Genomic DNA, 23,827 nt, shown 5'->3' on the forward strand with positions numbered 1-23,827 from the left:
CGCATCCTCTCGGTGCTTTTTTGATTACAGCTGTTCGAGTGTTTCTTCCATATCGGCGATGTCTTTTAGTCGCTGTCTTATCCGGCTTTGCTCAATATGGTGGTTGCCTGTGCGCTCGTGGGCATAGCGTAGCTGCTGTTTAGCGCGGTCAAATTGGCCAACAAGAATGAAATATTCTGCTCTCGCATGGTGAACACCAAAAATATTACCCGCCAAGCCGCGAATTTCTGCTAATTCATACCAAAGATGTGGGTCGTTTGGTCGTGATTGTGATTGCTTACTTAGCAATAAATCAGCTTCTTGAAAGCGGTTCGCACCCTCTAAGGCCTCAGCTAGTTTCATTGTATAAGGGTGGTTGTTAGGGGTGATGACAAGTTGTTTCTTTAATATCTCAATTGCTGAGTCGTATTCCTTTTTGCCAATGAGAATATCCGCTTGGGCGATGCGATAAGCTATCCGGTTAATGTCGTTGTTTAGCAGCTCGCTGAGTTTGTCTTCGGCTTCTTCCCAGCGTTTTAGCTTAATTAACGCAATAACAACACCGTATCGGTAAGCTTCACCATTAGAGCCGGTATGCGCGGTCCAGTTTTTGAGCAGGTCCTCGGGATTGCTGCTATGGAACAAGGTGGCTCGCATTTTCATCAGCTGAAAGTTCAAGTTGTCTACATAGACATTGCGGGTGTATTGGCGGGCGCGATTCTTACTGTCACTAATCCGGCTTTCAGTAAGTGGGTGAGTTAAAAGAAATTCTGGCGGTTTGGAGCGGGCGTAGCGAAGGTTTTTACCCATGTTTTCAAACATGGCAGGAATACCGTTTGGGTCCATACCGGCCTTGGAGAGGGTTTCCATACCTAGACGATCTGCTTCTTGTTCGTTTTGCCGACTAAAGCGAAGCTGGCTGTCTAGGGCGGCTGCTTGGGTTGCGGTAATGGCGGCTATGCCCGCATCAGCACCTGCGGTGGCGGCCAAGACAATCCCCGCCAGCAGCCCCGCTAACGTTGGAATGGTACTTTGGGCAGAGTTGTCCAGCGAGCGGGTAAAGTGTCGTTGGCTAATGTGGGCGATTTCGTGAGCAAGTACACCTGCTAATTGCGATTCATTGTCGGTGTTTAAGAATAAGCCGCTGTGTACGCCAATAACGCCGCCTGGTACCGCAAATGCGTTAATTGTGGCGTTATTAACAACCACGGTTTCTAATCGCCGATCTTTCAGCTCACTATTAGATGCTAGGCGGTATAGTAACGATTCGATGTAATCCTGCATTAAGGGGTCATCAATCGTTTTAGCGCTGCTGCGGAACATTTTTAACCACATGCGCCCGAGGTCATACTCTTGTTGTGCAGAATAACGTGATGCGGTAACGTCGCCGAGATCGGGTAATTGGCTAGATGGACTGCTGTCTGCAAGGCTCAGACTAGCTGCAAACAGAACACCAATACCGAGTAGTTGTTTTAACACAGTCAATCTTAGTTACCTTGCATCGAGAAATTATGTTGAGGTCTTTATCATACTAGAGCACTTTGTCTATGACCTTCTTATTTGTTAAAAGTGCTGGGGATACCCCTGCATTTTAATACAGAGCATATACTACTGGTTTTCAGAAGAGAGCGCTGATTGCAGTAAAAAATCAGCTGTATATATTATGTCTTTGAGTGGACTCTAGCTTCCTAGCTTGGGGCAGCAGGGGGCACAAGCTATACTAGTGAACTTTGTAAATACGCAGCGAATCTATGATTGAAATTGATGTCTTTTTAGACGCAGGGGGCTTGGATTGCCCTCTACCACTATTAAAAGCAAAACAGGCCTTAAATCGAATGACAAGTGGCGAAGTGCTAGAAGTCCTGGCAACCGATACCGGCTCGGTACGAGATTTTGACGTGTTTGCCAAGCAAAGTGGTAATACTTTGTTATTGAGCGAGGATAATGCGGGAATTTATCGCTATCTATTTAAAAAGAAGTAACACTATCTTCCCTACATCACCAACCAAATAGGAATCTCAGTCATGCTGGGTATTGTTCGTTCGTGGTTTGATCGCCTGTTTGCAGAAGAAGAGACCGTTGTTCTTCTGTTACTGCTAGCGGCTTGCTTAGTATTAATGCTGACGCTGGGTAATGTGCTGGTGCCCATTGTGGCGAGCGTGGTTTTAGCGTTCATGATGCAGGGGATTATTGCTCGGCTCAGTGGTATGGGAATGCCTCGCTGGCTGACGATTACTATTGCCTATGCTGTGTTTGTCAGTGTGTTTTTTGGGGTGTTAGTGATTTTGATGCCGTTGGTTTGGCAGCAGCTTACTAATTTATTCCAAGAGCTTCCCAGTATGCTGCGTAAGCTGCAGCATTTGTTATTGCTGTTACCTCAGCGCTCTGAAATGTTCACCGAGCAACAAATACGCGACTGGATGGCGTTGGCGAGTAAAGAGCTTGGCTCGGTGGGGCAGTATCTTTTGTCCTTCTCTATTGCTCAGCTACCCAATGTGGTCGGGCTAATTATAAATATAGTGCTGATTCCCATTTTGGTGTTTTTCTTCTTAAAAGATAAGGAGTCGATTTTAGCTTGGTTGGCGAGCTTTCTTCCGGGGCGGCGCCCCCTTTTAAGTGCGGTCTGGGCTGAAATGAATGTCCAAGTGGCAAATTATGTTCGCGGAAAGGCGGTGGAAATCGTCATTGTCGGTTTCATATCGTACATCTCGTTTTACGTTATTGGCTTGAATTATTCTGCGTTGTTGGCACTTGCAGTGGGGCTTTCTGTTGTCATTCCGTACATCGGTGCTGCGGTTGTTACTTTGCCGGTATTGCTCGTTGGCTTTATTCAGTGGGGCTGGGGAGGGGAGTTTTTCACCTTATTTATTGTCTATAGCGTGATCCAGGCTTTGGATGGCAATGTATTAGTTCCGCTCTTGTTCTCTGAAGCCGTGAATATGCACCCCGTAGCAATCATTGTTGCAGTGTTAGTTTTTGGAGGTTTATGGGGAATTTGGGGGGTGTTTTTTGCGATTCCGCTGGCAACCCTCGTCAAGGCGATTTTATATGCCTGGCCGCGCCCGCAGCCTAATCCAGTTGATGGCGGCGATGTAGCAATAGACGAATAAACTGGCCTCTGGGCCCAAGCTTAACAAAGGACAATGTGTGAAATATCTAAAATCAGTGGCTTTTTTTGGGGTGATGTTACAGCTGTTTGCCTGTAGTTACTTGCCCCTAGGTAATCAAGATAGTGCAGTATTGAAGCCTGCCAGTGATCAACGAGAATATCGCTATACAGAGCTTGAAAATGGCTTGAAAGTTGTTCTGATTTCGGATGCCGGTGCAGATAAAGCGGCGGCATCATTAGATGTGAATGTGGGGAGCCGCCAAGATCCCAGTAATTACCAAGGCTTGGCTCACTTTTTAGAGCATATGCTATTTCTTGGCACCGAAAAATACCCCGAGGCTGGTGCTTATCAAGCGTATATTACGGCTCACGGCGGAAGTCATAATGCCTTTACCAGTTTTGAGCATACAAACTATTTCTTTGATATTAGCGCTGATTCCCTAGAGCCAGCATTAGATCAATTCGCTCAGTTCTTTGTGGCACCACTATTTAATGCAGAGTATGTGCAGCGTGAAGTTAATGCGGTTAACTCAGAATATCGGGCACGTATTCGCGATGATCAGCGTAGAGAGCTAGCGGTTTTTAAGTCGCAAATTAATCCAGAACATCCTTTTTCCAAATTCTCCGTTGGTAATTTACATACCCTACACAGCAATGACGAAGCGGCCTTGCGTGAGCAGTTACTGGCCTTTTACCGTAAAAATTACTCTGCCAATATTATGACGTTAACTGTCATTGGGCGTGAATCGCTTGATGAACTCGAGTCAATAGTACTGCCTAAGTTTGCCGAGGTTGAAAACCATAATCGCGAGCTTGCGCCTATCGAAACGCCGTTGTTTAAAGCACAAGATTTACCCCGTTGGGTGAATATTCAACCCGTGCAAAATCGGCGTTCGCTGTCCGTTAATTTCCCAGTTGCTGATGCTGAAGAATATTGGCAGAGCAAGCCGCTGAATTACATAGGCAATATTCTCGGTCACGAAGGGCCAGGCAGTTTGTTGTCGTTACTCAAGGCGCGGGGCTGGGCAGATAGCTTGAATGCAGGACAGGGCTTTAATTATCAAGGCGGAGCCCTATTTGGCATTGATGTGGCGTTGACCGAGTCGGGCCTAGATCATGTTGATGATATTTTGGGGCTTATTTATGAAGGTATTGCCCAGCTTCGTGACAAGGGCATTGACGAATGGCGTTTTGACGAGCAAGCGGGATTAGCGAACCAGCAATTCATGTTTCGGGCGCAGCCGGCAGCCATTCACGAAGTCGTGCAGCTATCGATGGCTTTACAGAAATTGCCAGCACGTGAATTGTTGCGTGGACCTTATTTGATGAATCAATACCGGCCTGAATTGCTAGAGGATTTTCTGGCAATGATGACGCCAGAAAATAGCTTTATTAGTCTAGTGGCGCCAGATGTGGACGTCAGCGCGGATATACCGCGATATCAAGTTGAGTATGGCCTGCGTGATATCAGTGAGCCGCAATTGACGGCGATGGCGTCGGCAAATACCAGCGGCATGACGCTTCCAAGTAAAAATGAATTTGTTGCTACAAATTTCAGCCTAAAAAAGGCAGTGGGTGAAAAGGGGCCTAAACAACTGACCGAGACGCCGTTTGAGGTTTGGCTGAATACCGATGATGTATTTGATTTGCCGAAAGGGCGGGTTTATTTGCTGCTTGAGTCTGATAAGGCGGTGACCGACGCGGCAAGTAGAGCGAAAAGTGATTTATGGTTGAAAATGGTCAAAGATCAGCTAAACGAGCTTTCATATCCCGCACAACTCGCCGGTTTGAATTTTGACCTATCAGTTGGCTGGCGTGGCGTGCAAATCAGTATTGGCGGGTTTAATGAGAAACAAGGTGAATTACTCCGTGAGCTGCTGACAGCATTAAAAGACCCTGAATGGCAGCAAGCACGCTTTGATCGTTTAAAGGCGCAGCGAATTCGACAATTTGAAAATGCACGTCGCCAATCGCCTTACAAACAAGTGGTTGCTGAGCTTCCGCGTATGCTAAAACGCGTTACGCCCAGTTTGGATAACCATGAGATGGCAACCAAATCTACGGATATGGCTGCGGTCAGCGAGCATGCGAAAACGGTGATGAAGGGTGTGCGTTTGCGAATGTTGCTTGATGGCAATTTTGATGAGGCGGACGCCGTCTCGTTGGCCAGTGTTGTAACGAGCGTATTACCGAAATCCTTAAGCGAAGGAACATCATCGCAGTTTATTACCCATTTACCCATTGGCAAGTCAGTCAGGGAAATCACCGCAGAGCATGACGATACGGCGGTGCTTATGTATTTGCAAAGTGCTGATACAGGTATGAAAGCACGGGTCGCGATGGGCTTAACGGCACAAATGTTAAGTGCTGATTTTTATCATCAGCTGCGCACTGAAAAGCAACTCGGCTATGTTGTTAATGCCAGTGTTTATCCGCAGCGAGAGGTGGCTGGCTTGATGTTTTTGATACAGTCTCCGGTATTAGATCCTGCTTCAGTGCAGGCGGAGATTAGCGCTTATTTACAGCAATGGTTAAGCTCTGGCATGGATGAGGCTAGCTTTGATAAACACAAGGCCGGACTGCTGCTACGCTTGGCAGAGCAGCCGGAAAACCTCTGGGATGCGGCAAGCCGCCATTGGCAGGATTTGTTGGAGGGTTACCCAGAATTTAATAGCCGAGAATTATTGGTAACCGCTTTACGTGATCTAAGCTATACCGACTGGTTGGCATTGGCTAAGCGTGATCTGGCAGAGCAAGGGCAGCGAGCTATAGTGGTCTATAACGCAGGCAAATGGCCTGAATCTTTACCCCAGGGTGCGCCGAGTGGCGAGCCAAATGAATTCAAATCTAGGCTGCCGGCTTATCAATTTGATTGAGAGTGTCTTTGCTTAGGGTGAATACAACGTAGGCAAGGATCGCTGTTTACTCGTTTGTGTGAACCTTAAGTCACCTCGCGGTTGCTGAAATATCTTGTCATACATGAAAGCCAGAGCGTTGAGGGCCGGCTGATGTGCATTAACAGCGACATGGCGTTCATTCACGAGTATAGATAGAAAAGCAACAAGTATATCCCTCTCTGCCGCTCCCCCTGCTTAAATACACTGAGCACAAATAAAGTATATTTTTATGGCATCAAGATATATGCTCATATTTCCAGTTCGCTGTGCTCGTTTTGTCGGTAGCTGTCAGAAAAATGGAATAAAAAACAAGAGCATAGGGGTATGAGGCTGTACATATGAGACCCCTTCAAATTTACAACTACGCATGCTCGTTTAATCGAAACGCGCCTAAGTATCAATTCCTGTTTTTTCTTAAATAAATTAATGAGTTGCGCTAGTTCCCTAGGTATATCGATTTTGGCAAAACGAGCATGCGCACGATTAAAATGTTAGGTGTATGAGATCGAGATGACTTCCGAATCGACCAGAGGTAATGCAATCCTCCTATGCTCAGAATGCTTTGCAGATGAGGGATTGAGAATTGATGCGGCCAAACATGGTCTTGAACAACAAGATGTATGCCCGAATTGTGGAAGTACTGAAGGCCGTAAGCTCTCAAAAAAACATATAGAAGGCCTCGCATGGCGTTTTTTTGTTAGTGGTACGACAATCCGCTGTGATTACGGCGCAGCGCCCGTAATCCAATGCAATGAGTATCACTATCGTAAGAGTGATATCTCCCCATCTTCATGGCTCGAAAATGACATTAATCTGATTGAAGAAGCAGCAAAGGTCGGGTTCTTTCACTATGGTCCACGACTTTGGATGGTTGGTGAAGTGGAGCCGCTTAAAGCTCTGCAAGACCCTGCGATGAGGCCACAGATTATAGAGCGAGTGCTAACGGAATACCCAGTAACGGAGCTCGCTAAAGGTACTAAGTTTTACCGCCTTCGTATTGAGCCGAATAGGCCTGCGGATACTGGAGAGTACGACAGTCCCCCGGTTGAGTATTCGGGAAATGGACGCTTGTGTTTAACTGAGCTTCGAGTGATGTACGGTTCCCAAGATATCGATGTTTGTATCCATGAATGCCGCGCCGCAGCAGAAGACGACATTTATGTCGCTACTATAGTGACTCAGCAAGATTTGCGCCTTCTCGATTTGACTCATGTTCTTGAAGAGGAATGCACTGAGTTTGAAAGTCTAGATATGGCGATACATATGCTGTTTCTTGCCAAATCTCATTCATATGAAATTTCCCGTTCTATCGCATTAGCGGCACGAGACGCTGGTTTTGATGGTGTCATTTACCCCTCATTTTTCAGTCTTATTCGTACGGGCGGTCATCCCTTTGAAACAGCTTATGGTCTTTCCTTGCGCCGATTTCACGCAGAGAAGAACAAGTATGCGGAGGCATTCACAATTCAAAATTTAGCCTTGTTTGGACGCCCACTAGAAAAAGGTGTAGTTAGTGTTGAATGTATCAATCGACTTATACTCACCCAAATTGGCTACAAAGGTCATTTCGGGCCAGTCGAGTATTGATGCGTATGAGCACACCTAACAAGTGCCGGCACGGCGACACCTACTACATTGCGCCTTCGGCTCCATTCCGCAGGCGCGCATGCTGCAAGCGTTAAATGGCTTTAAGTAGTTTTAATTTGAGCTGAATACGTGTCGAAAATATTCAATACCAGGGTTGAGTCATAAGCTATCTTTGCTCCAACAACTATTGAGGAGATAAGATATGACTTTACGTGCAAACTACTTCGGTCTTGCATCCAAAGCAATGCAGATTCTGATGAATCAGGAAAACTATTTATGTGAGCAATTTAGCGTTTCAGAAACAGTGTCAATCCAGATCTGGGAATTGGTTAAACTGAGAGTGTCCCAGATCAACCATTGTGCTTTCTGTATCGATATGCACAGCAAAGATGCGCTGAGTCAGGGTGAAACTCTGGAACGTATCATTGGCTTAAGCGCATGGCGTGATATGCCTCTTTACTCAGAGACAGAACTCGTAGCACTAGATTGGGCAGAGCATTTGACCGCAGGTAAACCAGCGGACGATGAAAGCTATAAGAAAGTGGTACAGGCATTAGGTGAACAAGCCGTTGTAGATTTAACCATTGCAATTAATGCAATCAACAGCTGGAATCGAATTGCCAAAACATTTAAACCAGAGGTGGGCAGCTATAAACCGCAATAAACCACTTAAACAAGCATTCAACTTTCAGCTGTCTCAACCATCGGGGCAGCTGTCTGCATTTGTACAGGGAATATGGTCAGCATCTGTGCTTCAGTCAGATTCGGTAATGAGGCCACTGTATTCTGATGCAGGCAGTGGCATTATTTTTAATCTGGTTGGTGACGTGAAGATTGGCAATGAAGCTCTGCCGGAAGGTGTAATCATGCTTCCGATAAATAAACAGGCTGAGAACATTGTTTTGGCCTCTGGAGCGCAACTCGCAGGCATCCGCTTCCATCCGGCAATTGGTTATGGTGTCTTAGGGCGGCACTATGACAAGCCAACGTTATTATTGCCAGAACAAGATCAACTGTATAGCCTCTACCAGATTTATTCTGAACTCCGGATGCAAAAAGACAATGATAGGCAGATTGAAGCTCTGTACCTGTGGGCAGAAACAAACCTGGATTTTACCAATGTGATTCCAAATTCTCTGGAAAAAGCACTGGAATGTATCGAGCAAGACGAAACTCTGGGTCAACTGAGTGAAAGTATTGAATTGAGCCAACGACAAATCGAGCGACTTTTTAAACTCCGGCTAGGAATGACTCCCAAACATTATCAGCGCATTTTAAGGATTAAAAAAGCAATCTGTTTTTTACGGCTACATAAAAACGTAAATCTGGCGGATGTTTCTCAACAGTTCGGATTCAGTGATCAGGCTCATATGACACGAGAGTTCCGCACTATTGCATGTATTACACCAGGACAAGTATGAAGGGTCATTGGCTTTCGGATTTTAGTTCCATCGATAAACGTTCTGTAGTTAGCCTAATAAACTTAAACCCGAGGCAGGGCCCATACAAGCACGCGAAGTTAGCCGCTGAAAAGCGCGGCGGGACAGCCAAAGCTCCGCACCTTTTTGTGCAATCGCTGCGCTCATTCTTGCACAAAAATGCGCTCCACTTTGTTTGCCCCTAGCGTGGGCGTTATGGCCCTTGAGAGTTATGGAACAATTCATTAAATCTAAGCTATTGAAAGCGGATCTAGTCGAAATAGATCGGCAATTTGAAGATTCTGGTTTCAAAGATATGTCCAGCATCATCTTGGTTAAGCAAGCGTTTGTTGCAATCGCGAACCTAGTCGATTTTGAATTAACCGTGCGTTCAATTTATGCGGAACATAGGGATTTATCAGCCATATATGCAAAGGCATCTAAAGAGTTCGAATTTGCTAAGTATTTAAGAAATACATTTATTGGCCGCATCAAGCCTGAGCTTTTGGAAAAGGCTATAGAGTGGAAACCTGAGTTGAGGTACATGCTCAAAGACACTGAAAAACCAGATGCTATGTTTATGTACAATCTTTGGGTTTTAGAAACAGCTATTAACACATACGTAAACCCTGATGGTAGCCATAAGTTATTCGATTCCGAAACAGACTTAGTATATCCGCCCGACCTAAAGCGGTTTCTTATTTTCTTAACTCATGTAGTAAAGTCTGGAATCGAGTATTTAGAGGCTCTTAGTACTGTACTTGGTAATAAAATAGAAATGTTAGATCACACCCAGCAGGAACTGGAGCATTGGTTGGTAGCAGGAAAAACGGATTTTGCGTACATTAAAAAATAGCCATAACAAAGCCAGCCAGAGGGACCAAAAAACCGCCGCTCCGCTTCGCTCCGGCGGGCGTGTTACTGCGCCGTTATGTAAAAAGTATTCTGGTATATAAAGATGATACAGATATATCTAGTTTTTGCTGTGGTTTTATTCTTAGTTATCTCGGTGTTGCAGGACGATCTACTTGAGTATCAGTACCATAATTACAGAGAGGAATGGAAAAAAGACGGGTGCCCTCGGGGGTTTCTATTTAGCCCGCCCAGATCATCTGTATTTGCATACAAAGTGCTTGGGTACAGGAATTATAAAAGGTATGAAGCGGCCCTTTGGATTAAAAATGACAATAAAGCAAAACAAAAGTATATATATTTAAGGCGATTAAATAGGGTGTGGGGATGGTACTGTATAGGTGTTTTCCCAGTTGTTATTATACATATTATGTTTTTTAGTAATTGATATATGCACATAACAAGCCAATCAACAGGAAACCAAACCTACACTTCGTTACGCGCATGGGCTCCGCCCATTATATGCGCTACACTACGCTCACGGTTCGGTTCCTGTTATTGGGGCGTTGAGGCTGTAGAAATACCCGTCATTGAACGTCTATTGCTGACATCTTGAGGCTACCCTTAAGTTCGTATGTCCGCGCTAGGGTGTTAATTCAGTGGGACCGTAAGAGCCAAGCGGATATTATGAGCAGTCAATTCAGGCTTGGTGGCCTGGCGATTATTACGCCCTGGGTCGGACCTCTTGAGTGATTAAATTCGGGTGGTCGGATTACTTTCAAGCTTTCAAGGGCTAGGGTAGAAGCCCTGAAAGCCCCATTATATAAGCGTTTCAGCGAATTTATTTTTCTCATCCTCGTTTGCCGAGTCAATATTGCATCATTCTCAATTACTACTAAATTTCCCAGTATCTACATTTTGCTATATAGCCATAATAAATTATTCATATAGTAAATAGCTTTATTTAGTTGATTTATGGCTAAAAAGCTGTGAAAATTTCTGTCGCTCAAAACCTGCAAACCAGGTTTGAGTTTAGATAATAAGCCCTGTATTCGGGTTTGCGTGAGCTCAAAAGGCAAACGATAAACCCAGCTAGGCCAGGTGATAACCGTCACTCACAGGCTGAGTTCATCCTCTCGAAGCTGATCGCTTTCGGGTGAGTCAGTTCTAAGCGGAACACGTCCAAGCGCAATGCTTGCTGGTCTAGACAGCCCACTGTATTGGTAAAGGACTGTGTATGTATCAAGACCATGATTTGCGAGAAGATCTCGATCCCCAAGAAACTCAAGAGTGGCTGGAAGCTCTCGATGGCGTTTTAAAAAATGGTGGGCGAGCCCGCACTGCTTTTTTAATGAAAAGGTTAGCCAAGCATGCAACGCGTGCCGGCACTGAACTCCCCTCTGCTATCACCACTTCTTTTCGTAACACTATTGAGCCCAGCAATGAACGCCGTATGCCTGGCGATTTATTTATGGAGCGAAAAATTCGTTCTCTGATTCGTTGGAACGCACTGGCAATGGTAATGCGTGCCAATGATAACAATGAGGGCTTGGGTGGCCATATATCGAGTTTTTCATCGTCGGCAACATTGTACGACGTAGGCTTTAACTATTTTTTCCGCGGTGGTGATAAAGCCGATTTAATTTACTATCAAGGGCATAGTTCTCCGGGGATGTATGCGCGCTCCTTTCTTGAGGGTCGCATTGATGAGGGGCAGCTGGATAGCTTCCGTCGCGAAGTTGATGGCGAAGGTTTGTCGTCTTACCCGCATCCGTGGTTAATGCCAGACTATTGGCAATTTCCAACAGTTAGCATGGGCTTGGGGCCGATTCAGGCGATTTATCAAGCTCACGTAATGAAGTACCAACACAGTCGTGGTCTGGTTGACCATGGCGATCGCAAGGTTTGGTGCTTTATGGGTGATGGCGAGAGTGATGAGCCTGAATCTTTGGGCTCTATTGCCTTGGCTGGTCGTGAAGGTTTGGATAACTTAGTTTTTGTTGTTAACTGTAACCTACAACGCTTGGACGGTCCTGTTCGCGGCAACGGTAAAATCATTCAAGAATTAGAGGGTGTCTTCCGCGGTGCGGGCTGGAATGTCGTCAAGGTTATTTGGGGGCGTCACTGGGACAAACTCTTAGAAAAAGACACCACCGGGCTATTACGCCGCCGTATGAATGAAGTTGTCGATGGCGAGTTGCAAAATTACAAAGCCAATGGCGGTGCATATACCCGTAAGCATTTCTTTGGAAAGTATCCCGAGCTGCTTGAGTTAGTTAAAGACCTGTCTGACGAAGATATTATGTATCTCAACCGTGGCGGTCACGATCCCTATAAAGTATACGCAGCCTACTCTCAGGCAATGGAAACCAAGGGGCGTCCAACCGTGGTCTTGGCCATGACGGTTAAAGGGTATGGCCTAGGTGATGGTGGTGAAGCTCAAAATGAAACTCACTCAGTTAAAAAGCTTGGCATTGAAGAGCTGAAAAAATTCCGTGACCGTTTTGGCGTGCCAATCAGTGACGAGGATCTAAAAACAGTTCCTTATTATCGACCTGCAGAAGATAGCCCAGAAATGGTCTATATGCGTAAACGTCGTGAAAGCCTTGGTGGTTATTTACCTGCTCGCCAAGCTGATTTCCAAGCCTTGCCGATTCCAGCATTAGATAGTTTTGGCGCGCAGTTAAAGGCAACCGGAAAGCGTGAAATATCGTCGACAATGGCCTTTGTTCGTATTTTATCTAGCTTGGTAAAAGATAAAGAAATTGGTGGTCGTATTGTGCCCATCGTTCCCGATGAAGCACGTACATTTGGTATGGAGGGTATGTTCCGCCAGCTCGGTATTTATTCCTCGCAGGGCCAGCGCTATACACCGCATGATTCTGATCAGGTGATGTACTACAAAGAGGATAAGCAAGGGCAAATTCTTGAAGAAGGCATAACCGAAGCAGGCGCGTTTTCAGCGTGGCTGGCGGCTGCTACGTCTTATAGTAACCACCATTATCCGATGATTCCGTTTTACATTTTTTATTCTATGTTCGGATTTCAGCGGATTATGGACCTTGCTTGGGCTGCGGGTGACTCACAGGCACGAGGCTTCTTGATCGGTGCTACTGCAGGTCGAACAACGCTAAATGGTGAGGGCTTACAGCACCAAGATGGCCATAGTCACTTAATGGCTAATATGATTCCTAACTGTATTTCTTACGACCCAACTTATTCTCACGAACTTGCTGTGATTATTCAGGACGGCATGCGTCGGATGTACCAAGACAAAGAAAATGTCTATTACTACGTCACCGTGATGAATGAAAATTATGCCCACCCTGACATGCCTGAAGGTTGTGCAGAGGGCATTATAAAAGGCATGTATTGTTTAGCGCCTTCGGCTGTGAAAAAGCCCAAGCTAAAAGTACAGCTAATGGGTTGTGGCACAATTCTTAGAGAAGTTGAGGCAGCAGCGGCCATCCTTAAATCAGATTATAAAGTAGAAGCTGATATTTGGAGTACAACCAGTATTAACTTGTTGCAGCGTGACGGCATGGATTGTGAGCGTTGGAATATGCTTCACCCAGAGAGTGACGCACGCGTTCCCTATGTGACTGAGCAATTACGTGATAAGCAGGGGCCAGTAATTTGTGCTACTGATTACATCAAGTCTTATGGCGAGCAATTACGACCTTATATAGATGCGCGTTATGTTGTCTTGGGAACCGACGGTTATGGTCGCTCAGACACTAGAGCTAAGTTGCGTGAACACTTTGAAGTAGACCGGCAATATATCGTAGTGGCAGCGTTAAAAGCGCTTGCTGATGATGGCTTGCTAGCATTAAGTGTTGTAACTAAAGCTATCGACGCGTTTGGTTTGGGTGTGGATAAAATTAATCCGCTTTATCGCTAATTGTTTAAGAAGGATTTTTTTGTGACAAAAGAAACGGTAAAAATTCCTGACTTGGGTGGCGGTGAAGTTGATGTCATTGAGGTCTGTGTAAAAGTCGGTGATTCAGTGGCTAAAGAAGATTCTTTAGTGGTGTTGGAATCAGATAAGGCGTCGATGGAAATTCCGTCGCCGCAAGCCGGTAAAGTGCTGTCTATTAGTATTAAAGAAGGTAGTACGGTTAGTGAAGGCGATGTGATTCTTGAATTGGAAGTGGAAGGCGATGCTTCGACGGAGGAGGTAGACGAGCCTGCACCTGCTCCCGAAGCCGAGCAAGCTGCCCCAGAAGAGGCAGCGCCAGCCAAGGTAGAAAAAACCGAAGCTGGAGGCCTAAAGCGTGAAATGATTGAAGTGCCTGATGTTGGCGCCAGTGATGGTATTGAAGTCATTGAAGTGTGCGTTGCCGAAGGGGATGACATCAGCGAGGGTGACTCCTTAGTGGTGTTGGAGTCTGATAAAGCCTCAATGGAAATCCCATCGCCGTATTCCGGCAAAATTGTGTCCTTAGCAATTAAAACCGGTGATACCGCTAAGCAGGGCATGGCCATTGCTGAAATTGAATATCAGTCTGCCTCTGAAGAGCCCGCTAAAGTAGACGCTGAGCCTGAGCCACAGAAAGCATCAGCGCCAGCGGCTTCTCCTGCGCCAGTTCAAGCGCAAGCAGCGAAACCCTCTGCACCAGCAGCACCTACGGTCGTGAGTCATGCAGAAGTGTATGCTGGTCCTGCGGTGAGAAAGCTGGCAAGGGAGTTTGGGCTGGAATTAGAGCAGGTGCCTGGCACGGGGCCGCGCGGTCGGATTTTAAAAGAAGACTTGCAGCAGTTTGTAAAAGACTTAGCTAGTGGGAAATCGTCGGCTGCGGTATCTGGGACGGGAATCCCGGCCATACCTGAGGTGGACTTTAGCCAGTTTGGTGAAATCGATGTGCAGCCTTTAACAAAGCTGCATAAACTCACCGCTGCAAATATGCACCGTAGCTGGGTCAATCTACCGCACGTCACGCAGTTTGATGATGTTGATATTAGTGAGTTAGAAGACTTCCGTGCCAGCGTTAAAAAACAAGGAGAGCAGCGAGGGGTTAAGTTAACGCCTTTACCTTTCTTGTTGAAAGCAGCGGCATTGGCGCTTCGTACATACCCTAAGTTTAATGCGTCGCTGAGTAGCGATGGCGAGAGTATGATCTACAAAAATTACATCAATATTGGTATTGCTGTAGACACTCCTGCGGGCTTAGTGGTCCCTGTTATTCGCGATGTTGATAAAAAATCGCTGTGGGATTTGGCGGCAGAATCAGCAGAGTTAGCGAAAAAGGCGAAAGATCGTAAGTTAAAACCTGCGGATATGCAGGGGGGATGTTTTACAATTTCTAGTTTAGGTGGGATTGGTGGTACGGGTTTTACGCCCATCATTAATGCGCCTGAAGTGGCTATTATGGGGGTCTCTAAGCTCGCCGTAAAACCACTCTGGAATGGAAGCGAATTTGTTCCACGTAAAATGTTGCCGGTGTCACTCTCTTATGATCATCGTGCTATTAATGGTGTTGATGCAGGTCAGTTTTTCACCTTTTTAGGTGAGTTGCTAACCGACATACGGAAAATAATGTTGTAATTCCCTATGTCGTCCTACTAGCCCAGTGGCAAAGGATCTGCCACTGGGCTTTTGTTGTCTTCATTGTAACTATCTGTATTTTTGCTATACATAGGTGCAATAAGTCCTACCCACCTCAATCTAGTGTCCGTAAATTCCCTAATCTAATTTTCGCAGCTATTTTTTGGCGTCACGCATCCATTCTTAATAGAGCGAATGTACTTTGGCCTGCCTGAAAAAACGTCGTGTATATTAGCTGGGCGCTAGACAGATAACATAATAATACTAGTAGCTTTTCCTAATCCGATGGCTTGATATTAGAGTAATGAGCGACATAGTTTAAAGCGAGAAGCGATAATTGCTGCTTAAGTAAGGTGGTCGATGTGTTTTCCGCATTATTTGTGCGGTTTTTTCGTAGTAGTGATATAAATTCAGGCTGTAATGCGGTAAAAATGAAAGACGTGGTAACGGTTGGTGTTTGTTCTGTGATCACTGCTTAGCGTTAGCTTGCATCGCAGTTGTTTTTTGAAAATGTTAGGTTTGAGCTGAGCGAATACCAATAAAGCCAAACAGGTGAAAAATAATTGGCGGACGTCGATTATTGTGCAAGTTGGCCTGCCAATTGCTGTTGATTTAGCGGTCGTTTGTTTGTTTTAAGGGCATGGCAGGCGATCAAAATTAATTTTGCGACGAGATGGCGCGAAGCATGGCTTATGACTGCACTTATTTGGTGCGGTTTAATGTTGAAGAAAATACATTTCAGTAAGGTGTTTTATAGATGACGAAAACGGCAGACAAGGAATCCGGCGGAATCGATTGGAGTCAGTATCAGGCAAGCGGTTTTTTTGATGAAATGATCACGCCCAAGGGGGCTGCTCGCCGCGCTAGTAGAAGTGTCGTTAAACATCTAGGACAGCTCAGTCGTGACGAGCTAGAGAGTCGACGCGTGGCAGCCGAGAGCACGGTTCGTGATATGGGGGTGAGTTTCACCGTCTATTCCGACGGTGAAAATATCGATCGCACCTGGCCTTTTGATCTTATTCCTCGAGTGATTAGCGCAAAGGAATGGGAAGTGACCGCCAACGGCTTAAAACAGCGGGTGCGGGCGTTAAATATGTTTATTAATGATGTCTACCACGAACAAAAGATATTTAAAGACGGCGTGGTGCCTGAATACCTGATTAAAGATTCTAAAAACTTCCGCCCCGAGTGTGTGGGCGTTACTCCACCAAAAGGGGTGTGGGCCCACATCTGTGGTTGTGATTTGGTGCGAGATGCCGACGGCAAATTCTACGTGCTAGAAGACAATCTAAGGGTGCCTTCTGGTGTCGCCTATATGCTTGAAAATCGTGAGATTAGTAAGCGTGTATTGCCAGAGCTTTTTGAGACCAACAATATTCTGCCGGTCGATGATTACCCAACTAAATTATTTAATATGCTGGCCTCGGTTTCTCCCCGCAAAGTACGCCAGCCAGAAATTGTTATCTTGACCCCTGGTATCTATAACTCAGCGTATTTTGAGCACGCTTATTTGGCCCAGCAACTGGGCGTTGAATTGGTTGAGGGCAGTGATCTCTTTGTTGATAAAGATGACTGTGTTTACATGAAAAGTATCTCCGGTCTCGATCGAGTTGATGTGATCTACCGCCGCATAGATGACCTATTTCTTGATCCCGAAGCGTTCCACCCAGACTCTATTCTTGGGGTGCCAGGTATTATGCGCGCCTGGCAAGCGGGTAACGTCACCTTGGTGAATGCGCCCGGAGCAGGTGTTGCCGATGATAAAGTGGTCTACGCCTACGTACCCAAGATGATTGAGTACTATTTGGGTGAAAAAGCGATTTTGCCCAATGTTGAAACCTACTTGTGCGATGATCCCGAGCAGCTTAAATATGTGGTTGAAAACATTGAAAAGCTGGTTGTTAAACCCGCCAATGAATCCGGTGGTTATGGCATGCTGGTAGGCCCGCACGCGAGCAAAAAAGACCATGAAGAATTTCGAAAATTAGTGCAGGAAAATCCCCGTAACTATATTGCTCAGCCCACATTGATGCTATCTACCGCCCCGGTAATTACTGGCCCCGGTGAGGCTGAGCCTCGTCATTTAGATCTTAGGCCATTTGTCTTACAGGGTACGGATTTGGCGGTGACTACCGGTGGTTTAACACGAGTGGCGCTGAAAAAAGGCTCGCTTGTCGTTAATTCGTCACAAGGTGGTGGTAGTAAGGATACCTGGATAGTGGCGGAAGGAGGGGCAAAATAATGATGTTATCGCGAGTCGCAGAACGTGTTTATTGGTTTGCGCGTTATCTTGAGCGTGTTGAAAGTATGGCTCGTCTCATTCAGGTTTACACGGGATTATTATTCGATTTACCAAGAGACACAGGTATTAGCTGGCATAACTTGGTTATCGCCAGTGGTAGCCACGCAGAATATAACCGCCGTTTTACCGTTCAGGACGAAAAGCGGGTGGTTAAGTTCTTACTTGAAGACCTCAGTAATCCAAGTTCATTGGCGTCGTCATTACGGATGGTTCGGGAAAATATTCGGACCACTAGAGACATCGTGCCCTTAGAAAGCTGGGAGTTGGTGAATGAGTTCCAGATATTCGTTGCAGATAATATTAGTCAGGGTGTGAATCGCCGCTATCGCCATGAATTTCTTGAGGAAATTATCAAAACTTGTCAGCAAATTAACGGTTTGATTGCCGATACAATGCGGCGTGATGCCGCATGGCATTTTTTGAATATGGGGCGCAGTTTAGAGCGCGCTGATATGACCATCCGTATTCTTGAGGCGGGTGCGAGTATGTCTAACGACCTCATGGAAAATGATTCTAATCATGTTCTCGATGCGGTGTGGGGCAGTGTATTGGGTACATTGAATGCAACAATGCCTTATCGACGTACCATGAAAGTGGCAATTAATGGCGACGATTCAGCGCGCTTCTTGTTGGAAGATACCTTATTTCCTCGTTCAGTAAGCTCAGGCTTGTTAAGAATGAGAACCTCTGCTGAGGAGCTGCCTTCTAGCGAAAATGTACTGGCTTGTTTAGATAAATTCTTAAAAACCGTGACCAAGGGCAGCGATTATAACGATGTAGCGGAGGGTTTCCCTGCGTATCTAACTGAATTAGAAAAAAACTCGCTTGTGATCCATAAGGCTATTCAAGAAACGTGGTTTCAGCCAACCTAGTTGGGTATGACTAGGTACTTCTCGTAGTGGCATAGGTTTGCCCAGATAGGGGACTTACGGTAGTCTTCTCCATCGTGATTTGCTGGCGGTCGCGACACTAGCACTAATACAGTGCAATTTCGTAACTTTGCGATGCAAATTAGCGAATGTGGCCGTAGCGATATTCCTTTATTTTGGGTATTTCTTTTACTCGACGCACGCTTTTTGGCATCACATCCATGTTAACTGATCGATTTGTTTATAAACCGCAACATGACCAATATGACGAGGTTATGGGGCCTGACGGTAAAGTGCGAGAGCATTGGCACTATCCAATGCGCGTACTTAACGCTATGGGTATGGATGCCTTACTTGAGCGCCAGAGAACGGCTAAGCGTATTCTACGCGATGATGGCGCCAGTTACAGTCCTGGCGATCAGCTCAATGTAAGCCATACTTGGAGCTTAGACTTACTGCCGATGATCCTGTCGAGTCAGGAGTGGGAGTCTATCGAGAACGCATTACGCGAGCGTTCCGAGCTTTTAAATTTAATTTTAAGTGACTTATACGGTGAGCGAACGCTCATCAGCAGTAAAGTTATTCCAGCGGCCGCTATCTTTAGTCATCCAGGTTTTTTGCGTGCCTGCGATGGAATTCGTCTACCCGGCGAACACCAGCTGATTTTTCATGCCGCAGATTTGGTTCGTTCAGCTAGCGGTGAATGGTTGGTTATAGGTGACCGTACACAGGCACCGTCGGGAACAGGTTATGCCTTAGAGAATAGAACCGTTTTGCGACGGGTAATGCCTAGTCTCTTCCGCGATGCGCATGTTCATCGTCTCTCCAACTTTTTTCTGCAATGGCGTCGCAAATTAGCGGAATTGAGTCCCACCAAAGATGCGCCGTTAATTGTTTACCTTACCCAAGGTGCATTTAAAGAAAACTCTTTTGAAGATGCCTATCTTGCCAACTATCTTGGCTATCCGCTGGTTCAGGGGCGAGATCTAACCGTCCGTAAAGGTGCGCTGTGGCTAAAATCTTTGGATGGCCTTCGCAAAGTTGATGTTGTTGTGCGTCGAATCGATGACAGCGTGGCAGATCCTGTTGTTTCGCGGCAAAGTTTTGGTCAAGGTGTCCCCGGTTTAACCGAGGTGGCACGGGCCGGTGGTGTCATTATTGCCAATTCACTGGGTAGCGGCATCTTAGAAAGTCCTGTTTTGGCTAAATATATGCCTGCCATTGCTCGACATTTTCTTGGTCGCGATCTGCGCTTAAGCTCAGTACCAACTTGGTGGTGTGGTGATGCGGATGACTTGGAGTATGTCAAAGCGCATTTTGATGACCTGCTAATTCGTCATACCTGCCGTATGCCCGGACGTCATAGCCAGTTTGTGGCAGAGCTTAATCCAGAAGAGCGCGCTGCCTTAATGGCGAAGGTATTGGCAAACCCGATAGATTACGTAGCCCAGAGTGCGGTGCGACCCTCTCAGACACCGGCCCTAGATGGCAATGTGTTTAGTAGCCGGCCACTGGTTATGCGTGGCTTTACCGTTGCCAGCGGTAGTTCTTACAGTGTTATGCCGGGTGGTCTTACTCATGTCGGTACTCACACCGATACCCAGCACATTGTTAGTCACTATGGTGGTGGCAGCAAAGATACCTGGATATTGGCATCCGAACCGGAAATAGAAGACAGTGTTTTTGAACCGGAAAAATTAGCTCGCCAAAAGATGGACCGAAATTTCAGTCTGCCTAGTCGTGTTATCGATAATTTATTTTGGTTTGGCCGCTATGCGGAGCGCGCAGAATCTGGTTTGCGTTTGGTTCGAACGGCTTTTGAAGAGCTCAACAGTATTGAGCCCTTGTCGCCCGATAACCGCCGTATATTACTGTGCTCAGTGACTAAAGTTACCGGCACCTTTCCTGGCTTTACGGCAAAAGGGGCTGACTTCGAAAACCCAGAGCATGAGCTGCTTGATATAGTGTCAAATCGCTCTAGACCGGGAAGTATTGCTCATTGCCTTGAGGCTATTTTACATTCAGCAGACGGTGTAAAAGAGTTGCTGTCTAACGATATGCTGCGTTTGGTTAATGACATTCGTGATGGCATGGAGTATTTAAACAAGAACCTTGAGAGCAGCTTGCAGGCCGCGCCGGAAGAATTGCTAGACCCACTGATTACCAGCTTGCTGGCGCTATGTGGTTTAAGCCAAGAAAGTATGGTGCGTGGTCGTGCTTGGCGCTTTATGGAAATGGGGCGTCGTTTAGAGCGAGCGCAAAAATCTGTTGAGCTTCTCAGCCATATATTAATTCCCGGCAAAAGCGATGGCCAAGGTATGCCTTTGTTAAAGCCGGTATTGGCAAGTTTAGAATCACGAATAGTGTATAAGCGTTATTATCGCAGTGGTTATCGTTTAGATAAGGGTATGGAGCTATTGTTGTTTGATCGCCAAAACCCCCGATCCGTCATGTTTCAGTTAGAGAGTTTGCGCAATCATTTGGAAGACGTTGAAGGTCCAAATAAAGGCGTTCAGCTGAGTGATGATATGCGTTGTATTCTGCGCGCCACAAATAATTTATTACTAACACCCTTGGATGAAATTGCGCAGCGCGATGAGAAAACCGGCGAGCACCTCCGGCTGGGTAAATTGTTGACGCAATTAGACAGTGATCTTAAGGCCGCGTCCCAAGCTATTGCAGATCGTTATTTTGATCACGCAATGGGGCCGCAACCCGTGGAAATGAGCGGTAGAGGTGTTTCATGAAATACAGGGTAAGGCACTCCACCCGTTACGAATATGCCGACCAAGTAAATCAGGGATATAACGTTGCGTATTTAATTCCGCGAGACTGCAATGGCCAGCGAGTGAATTTTAGTGATATTCGCATCATTCCTGCGCCAACCAGCAGAATAAAACGGGTCGATTATTTTGGTAACGTAGTGTGTCATTTTACCCTTGAGCGGCCACACCGTTCACTGGAGGTCATTGTTGACAGTGAGGTTGACGTTGCGCCGCCAGAGCCGCGCTTATTGAGTGGCGGAATAACCTGCAAAGAAGTGCTATTTGCTTTGAGCTCAGGGGTTGAGCAAGAAGATATGTTTGCCTCTGAATTTTGTTTTACATCACCTATGATTGCGGTTAATCAGGTGTTAGCAGACTTTGGTCGAGATTTATTTCTTCCTGACAAGCCCTTTCTTGAAGCAGTAAGTGCGCTGAACACACGAATTTTTCAAGATTTTAAATACGACCCAGGGTTTTCCACGGTGGCAACGCCATTAGACGAGGTGCTAAAAAATCGTCGCGGAGTATGCCAAGACTTTGCGCACTTGGCGATCGGCGTGCTCAGAAGTTTAGGGTTTTCAGCTCGTTATGTAAGTGGCTATCTTGAAACCTTGCCGCCACCAGGTCAGGTGAAAATGCAGGGGGCAGATGCCTCTCATGCTTGGTTTGCTGTCTATATACCGGGTGATGACTGGCAGGATTTTGATCCAACTAACAATGTCATGCCAGAGGATCAACATATTACCACTGCATGGGGTCGAGATTACTCCGACGTCACTCCGTTAAAAGGGGTTGTCTTTGGCGGGGGTGGTAAACAGATATTATCCGTGGCCGTGGACGTATCACGAGTTGAGCTGGGAAATCCTGTCGGATTTAGCTCTGTACCTCACGTTCCCCCGCAATCGCAGGGTCAATCCCAGTCCCAGTCCTGATTAGAGCCAGAGTCTTTAGCATTGCGAGAGCGATATAAAGTAGCGGCAAAAGGGGTGTTGCCTCTTGAGCTTGGGACATTAGCGCGCGAAACAATATTAACTTTAAATACTAGCGTGTTACGTCAATACATCTGTATATGGATTGTGTATTGCGGACCACAATAGCGCTGTGTAAAAGTCTAGGGTTTTACTTGATTAGAAGAGGCGGATTCTGAAAATGAAAAGACATGGTCTATCTATAGGAATCGAAAGAACAGGGAGTGAGTTTTTCCTTTCTTTAAAAGCGCAAGGGACTTTAACTCACGATGATTATAATATCATTACGCCATTGATAGATTCAGCCTTGGCGGAAGTGAAAAACCCAAAAGTGAAAGCCCTTATTGACGGGACAGAGTTAGATGGCTGGGATGCAAGAGCTGCGTGGGATGATTTTAAAATTGGTTTAAAGCACGGCAATGAATTTGAAAAAATCTCCATATATGGGAATAAAAAATGGCAGCAGTTGGCGGCAAAAGTGGGTGCATGGTTTGTTGCTGGAGAGATTAAGTACTTTGATAATGAGGTTGACGCTATATCGTGGCTGAATGAAAAATAAGCAACTTTTTAGCGACAATGAAGATACTTCGCCGTATTGTGCCTTGGGTTTTAGTTATCTTCGATTAACGATAAGGTAGTAAACGTGTCTAAGTTTTTCTTTAAGGGCCGCAAAGATGCGCGGCAAAGCCATATCAACCATGGTTATCAGACTAATGCGGTGGTGAAAGCCGGTAGTAAAAAACACCCGCTTAATTTGGTGGTAAACAGCGAACAGCGCAAGGTTGAACTTGAAGCGATGGTGACTGAGGCTGGCTTGTATGCGGATATTGCCATTGATACCAGCGAGCTCGCGGTTGAAGATATCTCTGAATTAACGGTGATGTTAAGTAATAAAGGGACGCAAATAGTTGAGAAAACCCCTGCTCGTAATGATCCCTGTTATTGCGGCAGTGGTAAAAAATACAAAAAATGTTGTGCGCTTAGCGCCTGAATAATCCCTATCTCGTTTTTTTGGCATTGATAATGGCCTGGGCGTGGCTAGATGATATTGGACGAGTGGCAAAGGGGCTGATATTACTTCCGCCAGTATTTCCACTAGGCACGAGCCCCAGGCTTGTTTTTGTCGCTGCACCAATAATTCTAAAAACTTGCCCAAATATCTCTCGAAAATCGCCTTGCCGTATTCCCCACATCAACATTAAGCAGTGAACCTTGGTGTGTTGATATGTTGATTCCTGCCCGAGAACGTGAGCATTTTCCAAGTGAGTAAATTCCTTGGCGGTGTCTCTACGGTGTCTAGCTTTAAGGGCTAAGCCCAGCTCTTTATTGACATGGGGCGCAATATTTTTTGTGAATTTCCGCATAGTTAATCACCCATCTATTTAATTCAGGCCATAGCTGAAAGATAAGCGAAAGTGATTGTCCTGACAATGCGCTAGGTATTGTTATTAAGTCGCTGAGGCCTGTCAGTCTCGTCTATCCGAGGGAGGGTGATTAAAGCCACACTCGACTATGCTTAATCCCTATGTGGCCGCG

17 protein-coding genes are annotated in these 23,827 nt (G+C 45.9%); 15 read left to right on the plus strand and 2 right to left on the minus strand.

Annotated elements, in window-relative coordinates; genetic code table 11:
- Positions 1-24: 24 nt before the first annotated feature.
- Complete coding sequence (locus AELLOGFF_RS04050) at positions 25-1,458, minus strand: M48 family metalloprotease (RefSeq protein ID WP_235035570.1); 1,434 nt, start codon at positions 1,456-1,458, stop codon at positions 25-27.
- A gap of 272 nt (positions 1,459-1,730) precedes the next feature.
- Here AELLOGFF_RS04050 and AELLOGFF_RS04055 point away from each other — a divergent pair, with 272 nt between their 5' ends.
- From AELLOGFF_RS04055 to AELLOGFF_RS04125, 15 genes are all read left to right on the plus strand, one after another.
- Positions 1,731-1,961: a sulfurtransferase TusA family protein gene (locus tag AELLOGFF_RS04055; protein WP_159267474.1), complete on the plus strand. Its 231-nt coding sequence runs from the start codon at positions 1,731-1,733 to the stop codon at positions 1,959-1,961.
- 42 nt (positions 1,962-2,003) lie between these two features.
- Entirely contained in the window at positions 2,004-3,089 is a 1,086-nt protein-coding gene (locus tag AELLOGFF_RS04060) for an AI-2E family transporter (RefSeq protein WP_159267475.1), read from the plus strand.
- A 37-nt stretch (positions 3,090-3,126) separates the two neighbouring features.
- Positions 3,127-5,964 carry an insulinase family protein gene (locus AELLOGFF_RS04065; RefSeq protein WP_159267476.1) on the plus strand — a complete coding sequence of 946 codons (2,838 nt, stop codon included), beginning with the start codon at positions 3,127-3,129 and terminating at the stop codon, positions 5,962-5,964.
- Positions 5,965-6,495: 531 nt separating this feature from the next.
- Entirely contained in the window at positions 6,496-7,572 is a 1,077-nt protein-coding gene (locus AELLOGFF_RS04070; RefSeq protein WP_200842598.1) for an RES family NAD+ phosphorylase, read from the plus strand.
- Between the two features lie 202 nt (positions 7,573-7,774).
- Positions 7,775-8,236, plus strand: coding sequence for a carboxymuconolactone decarboxylase family protein (locus AELLOGFF_RS04075; RefSeq protein WP_159267477.1), 462 nt, complete (start codon positions 7,775-7,777; stop codon positions 8,234-8,236).
- Entirely contained in the window at positions 8,190-8,993 is an 804-nt protein-coding gene (locus AELLOGFF_RS04080) for an AraC family transcriptional regulator (protein WP_200842599.1), read from the plus strand. Before AELLOGFF_RS04075 ends, AELLOGFF_RS04080 begins: the two co-directional genes overlap by 47 nt.
- Positions 8,994-9,222: 229 nt before the next feature.
- On the plus strand, positions 9,223-9,846 hold the full coding sequence (locus AELLOGFF_RS04085) for a hypothetical protein (RefSeq protein WP_159267478.1): 624 nt from the start codon (positions 9,223-9,225) through the stop codon (positions 9,844-9,846).
- 1,251 nt (positions 9,847-11,097) lie between these two features.
- The gene (aceE, locus tag AELLOGFF_RS04090; protein ID WP_159269271.1) at positions 11,098-13,743 is read left to right on the plus strand and encodes a pyruvate dehydrogenase (acetyl-transferring), homodimeric type; all 2,646 of its coding nucleotides are present in this window, start codon (positions 11,098-11,100) and stop codon (positions 13,741-13,743) included.
- 21 nt (positions 13,744-13,764) lie between these two features.
- Entirely contained in the window at positions 13,765-15,387 is a 1,623-nt protein-coding gene (gene aceF, locus AELLOGFF_RS04095) for a dihydrolipoyllysine-residue acetyltransferase (RefSeq protein WP_159267479.1), read from the plus strand.
- An 832-nt stretch (positions 15,388-16,219) separates the two neighbouring features.
- A complete protein-coding gene (locus tag AELLOGFF_RS04100) occupies positions 16,220-17,629 on the plus strand; it encodes a circularly permuted type 2 ATP-grasp protein (protein WP_419183921.1) in 1,410 nt (469 codons plus the stop codon).
- Entirely contained in the window at positions 17,629-18,561 is a 933-nt protein-coding gene (locus tag AELLOGFF_RS04105) for an alpha-E domain-containing protein (protein ID WP_159267481.1), read from the plus strand. Before AELLOGFF_RS04100 ends, AELLOGFF_RS04105 begins: the two co-directional genes overlap by 1 nt.
- Before the next feature lie 218 nt (positions 18,562-18,779).
- The gene (locus tag AELLOGFF_RS04110) at positions 18,780-21,305 is read left to right on the plus strand and encodes a circularly permuted type 2 ATP-grasp protein (RefSeq protein WP_159267482.1); all 2,526 of its coding nucleotides are present in this window, start codon (positions 18,780-18,782) and stop codon (positions 21,303-21,305) included.
- Complete coding sequence (locus tag AELLOGFF_RS04115; RefSeq protein WP_159267483.1) at positions 21,302-22,255, plus strand: transglutaminase family protein; 954 nt, start codon at positions 21,302-21,304, stop codon at positions 22,253-22,255. Before AELLOGFF_RS04110 ends, AELLOGFF_RS04115 begins: the two co-directional genes overlap by 4 nt.
- Positions 22,256-22,472: 217 nt before the next feature.
- Positions 22,473-22,850: an STAS/SEC14 domain-containing protein gene (locus AELLOGFF_RS04120; protein WP_159267484.1), complete on the plus strand. Its 378-nt coding sequence runs from the start codon at positions 22,473-22,475 to the stop codon at positions 22,848-22,850.
- 84 nt (positions 22,851-22,934) lie between these two features.
- Positions 22,935-23,282: a PBPRA1643 family SWIM/SEC-C metal-binding motif protein gene (locus AELLOGFF_RS04125; RefSeq protein ID WP_159267485.1), complete on the plus strand. Its 348-nt coding sequence runs from the start codon at positions 22,935-22,937 to the stop codon at positions 23,280-23,282.
- A gap of 7 nt (positions 23,283-23,289) precedes the next feature.
- Here the strand turns inward: AELLOGFF_RS04125 and AELLOGFF_RS04130 are convergent, their stop codons facing one another.
- A complete protein-coding gene (locus AELLOGFF_RS04130) occupies positions 23,290-23,655 on the minus strand; it encodes a DUF3703 domain-containing protein (RefSeq protein ID WP_159267486.1) in 366 nt (121 codons plus the stop codon).
- Positions 23,656-23,827: the final 172 nt, after the last annotated feature.

Origin of the sequence: Zhongshania aliphaticivorans (assembly GCF_902705875.1) — a bacterium.
In the GTDB taxonomy this organism is placed as follows: Bacteria; Pseudomonadota; Gammaproteobacteria; order Pseudomonadales; family Spongiibacteraceae; genus Spongiibacter; species Spongiibacter aliphaticivorans_A.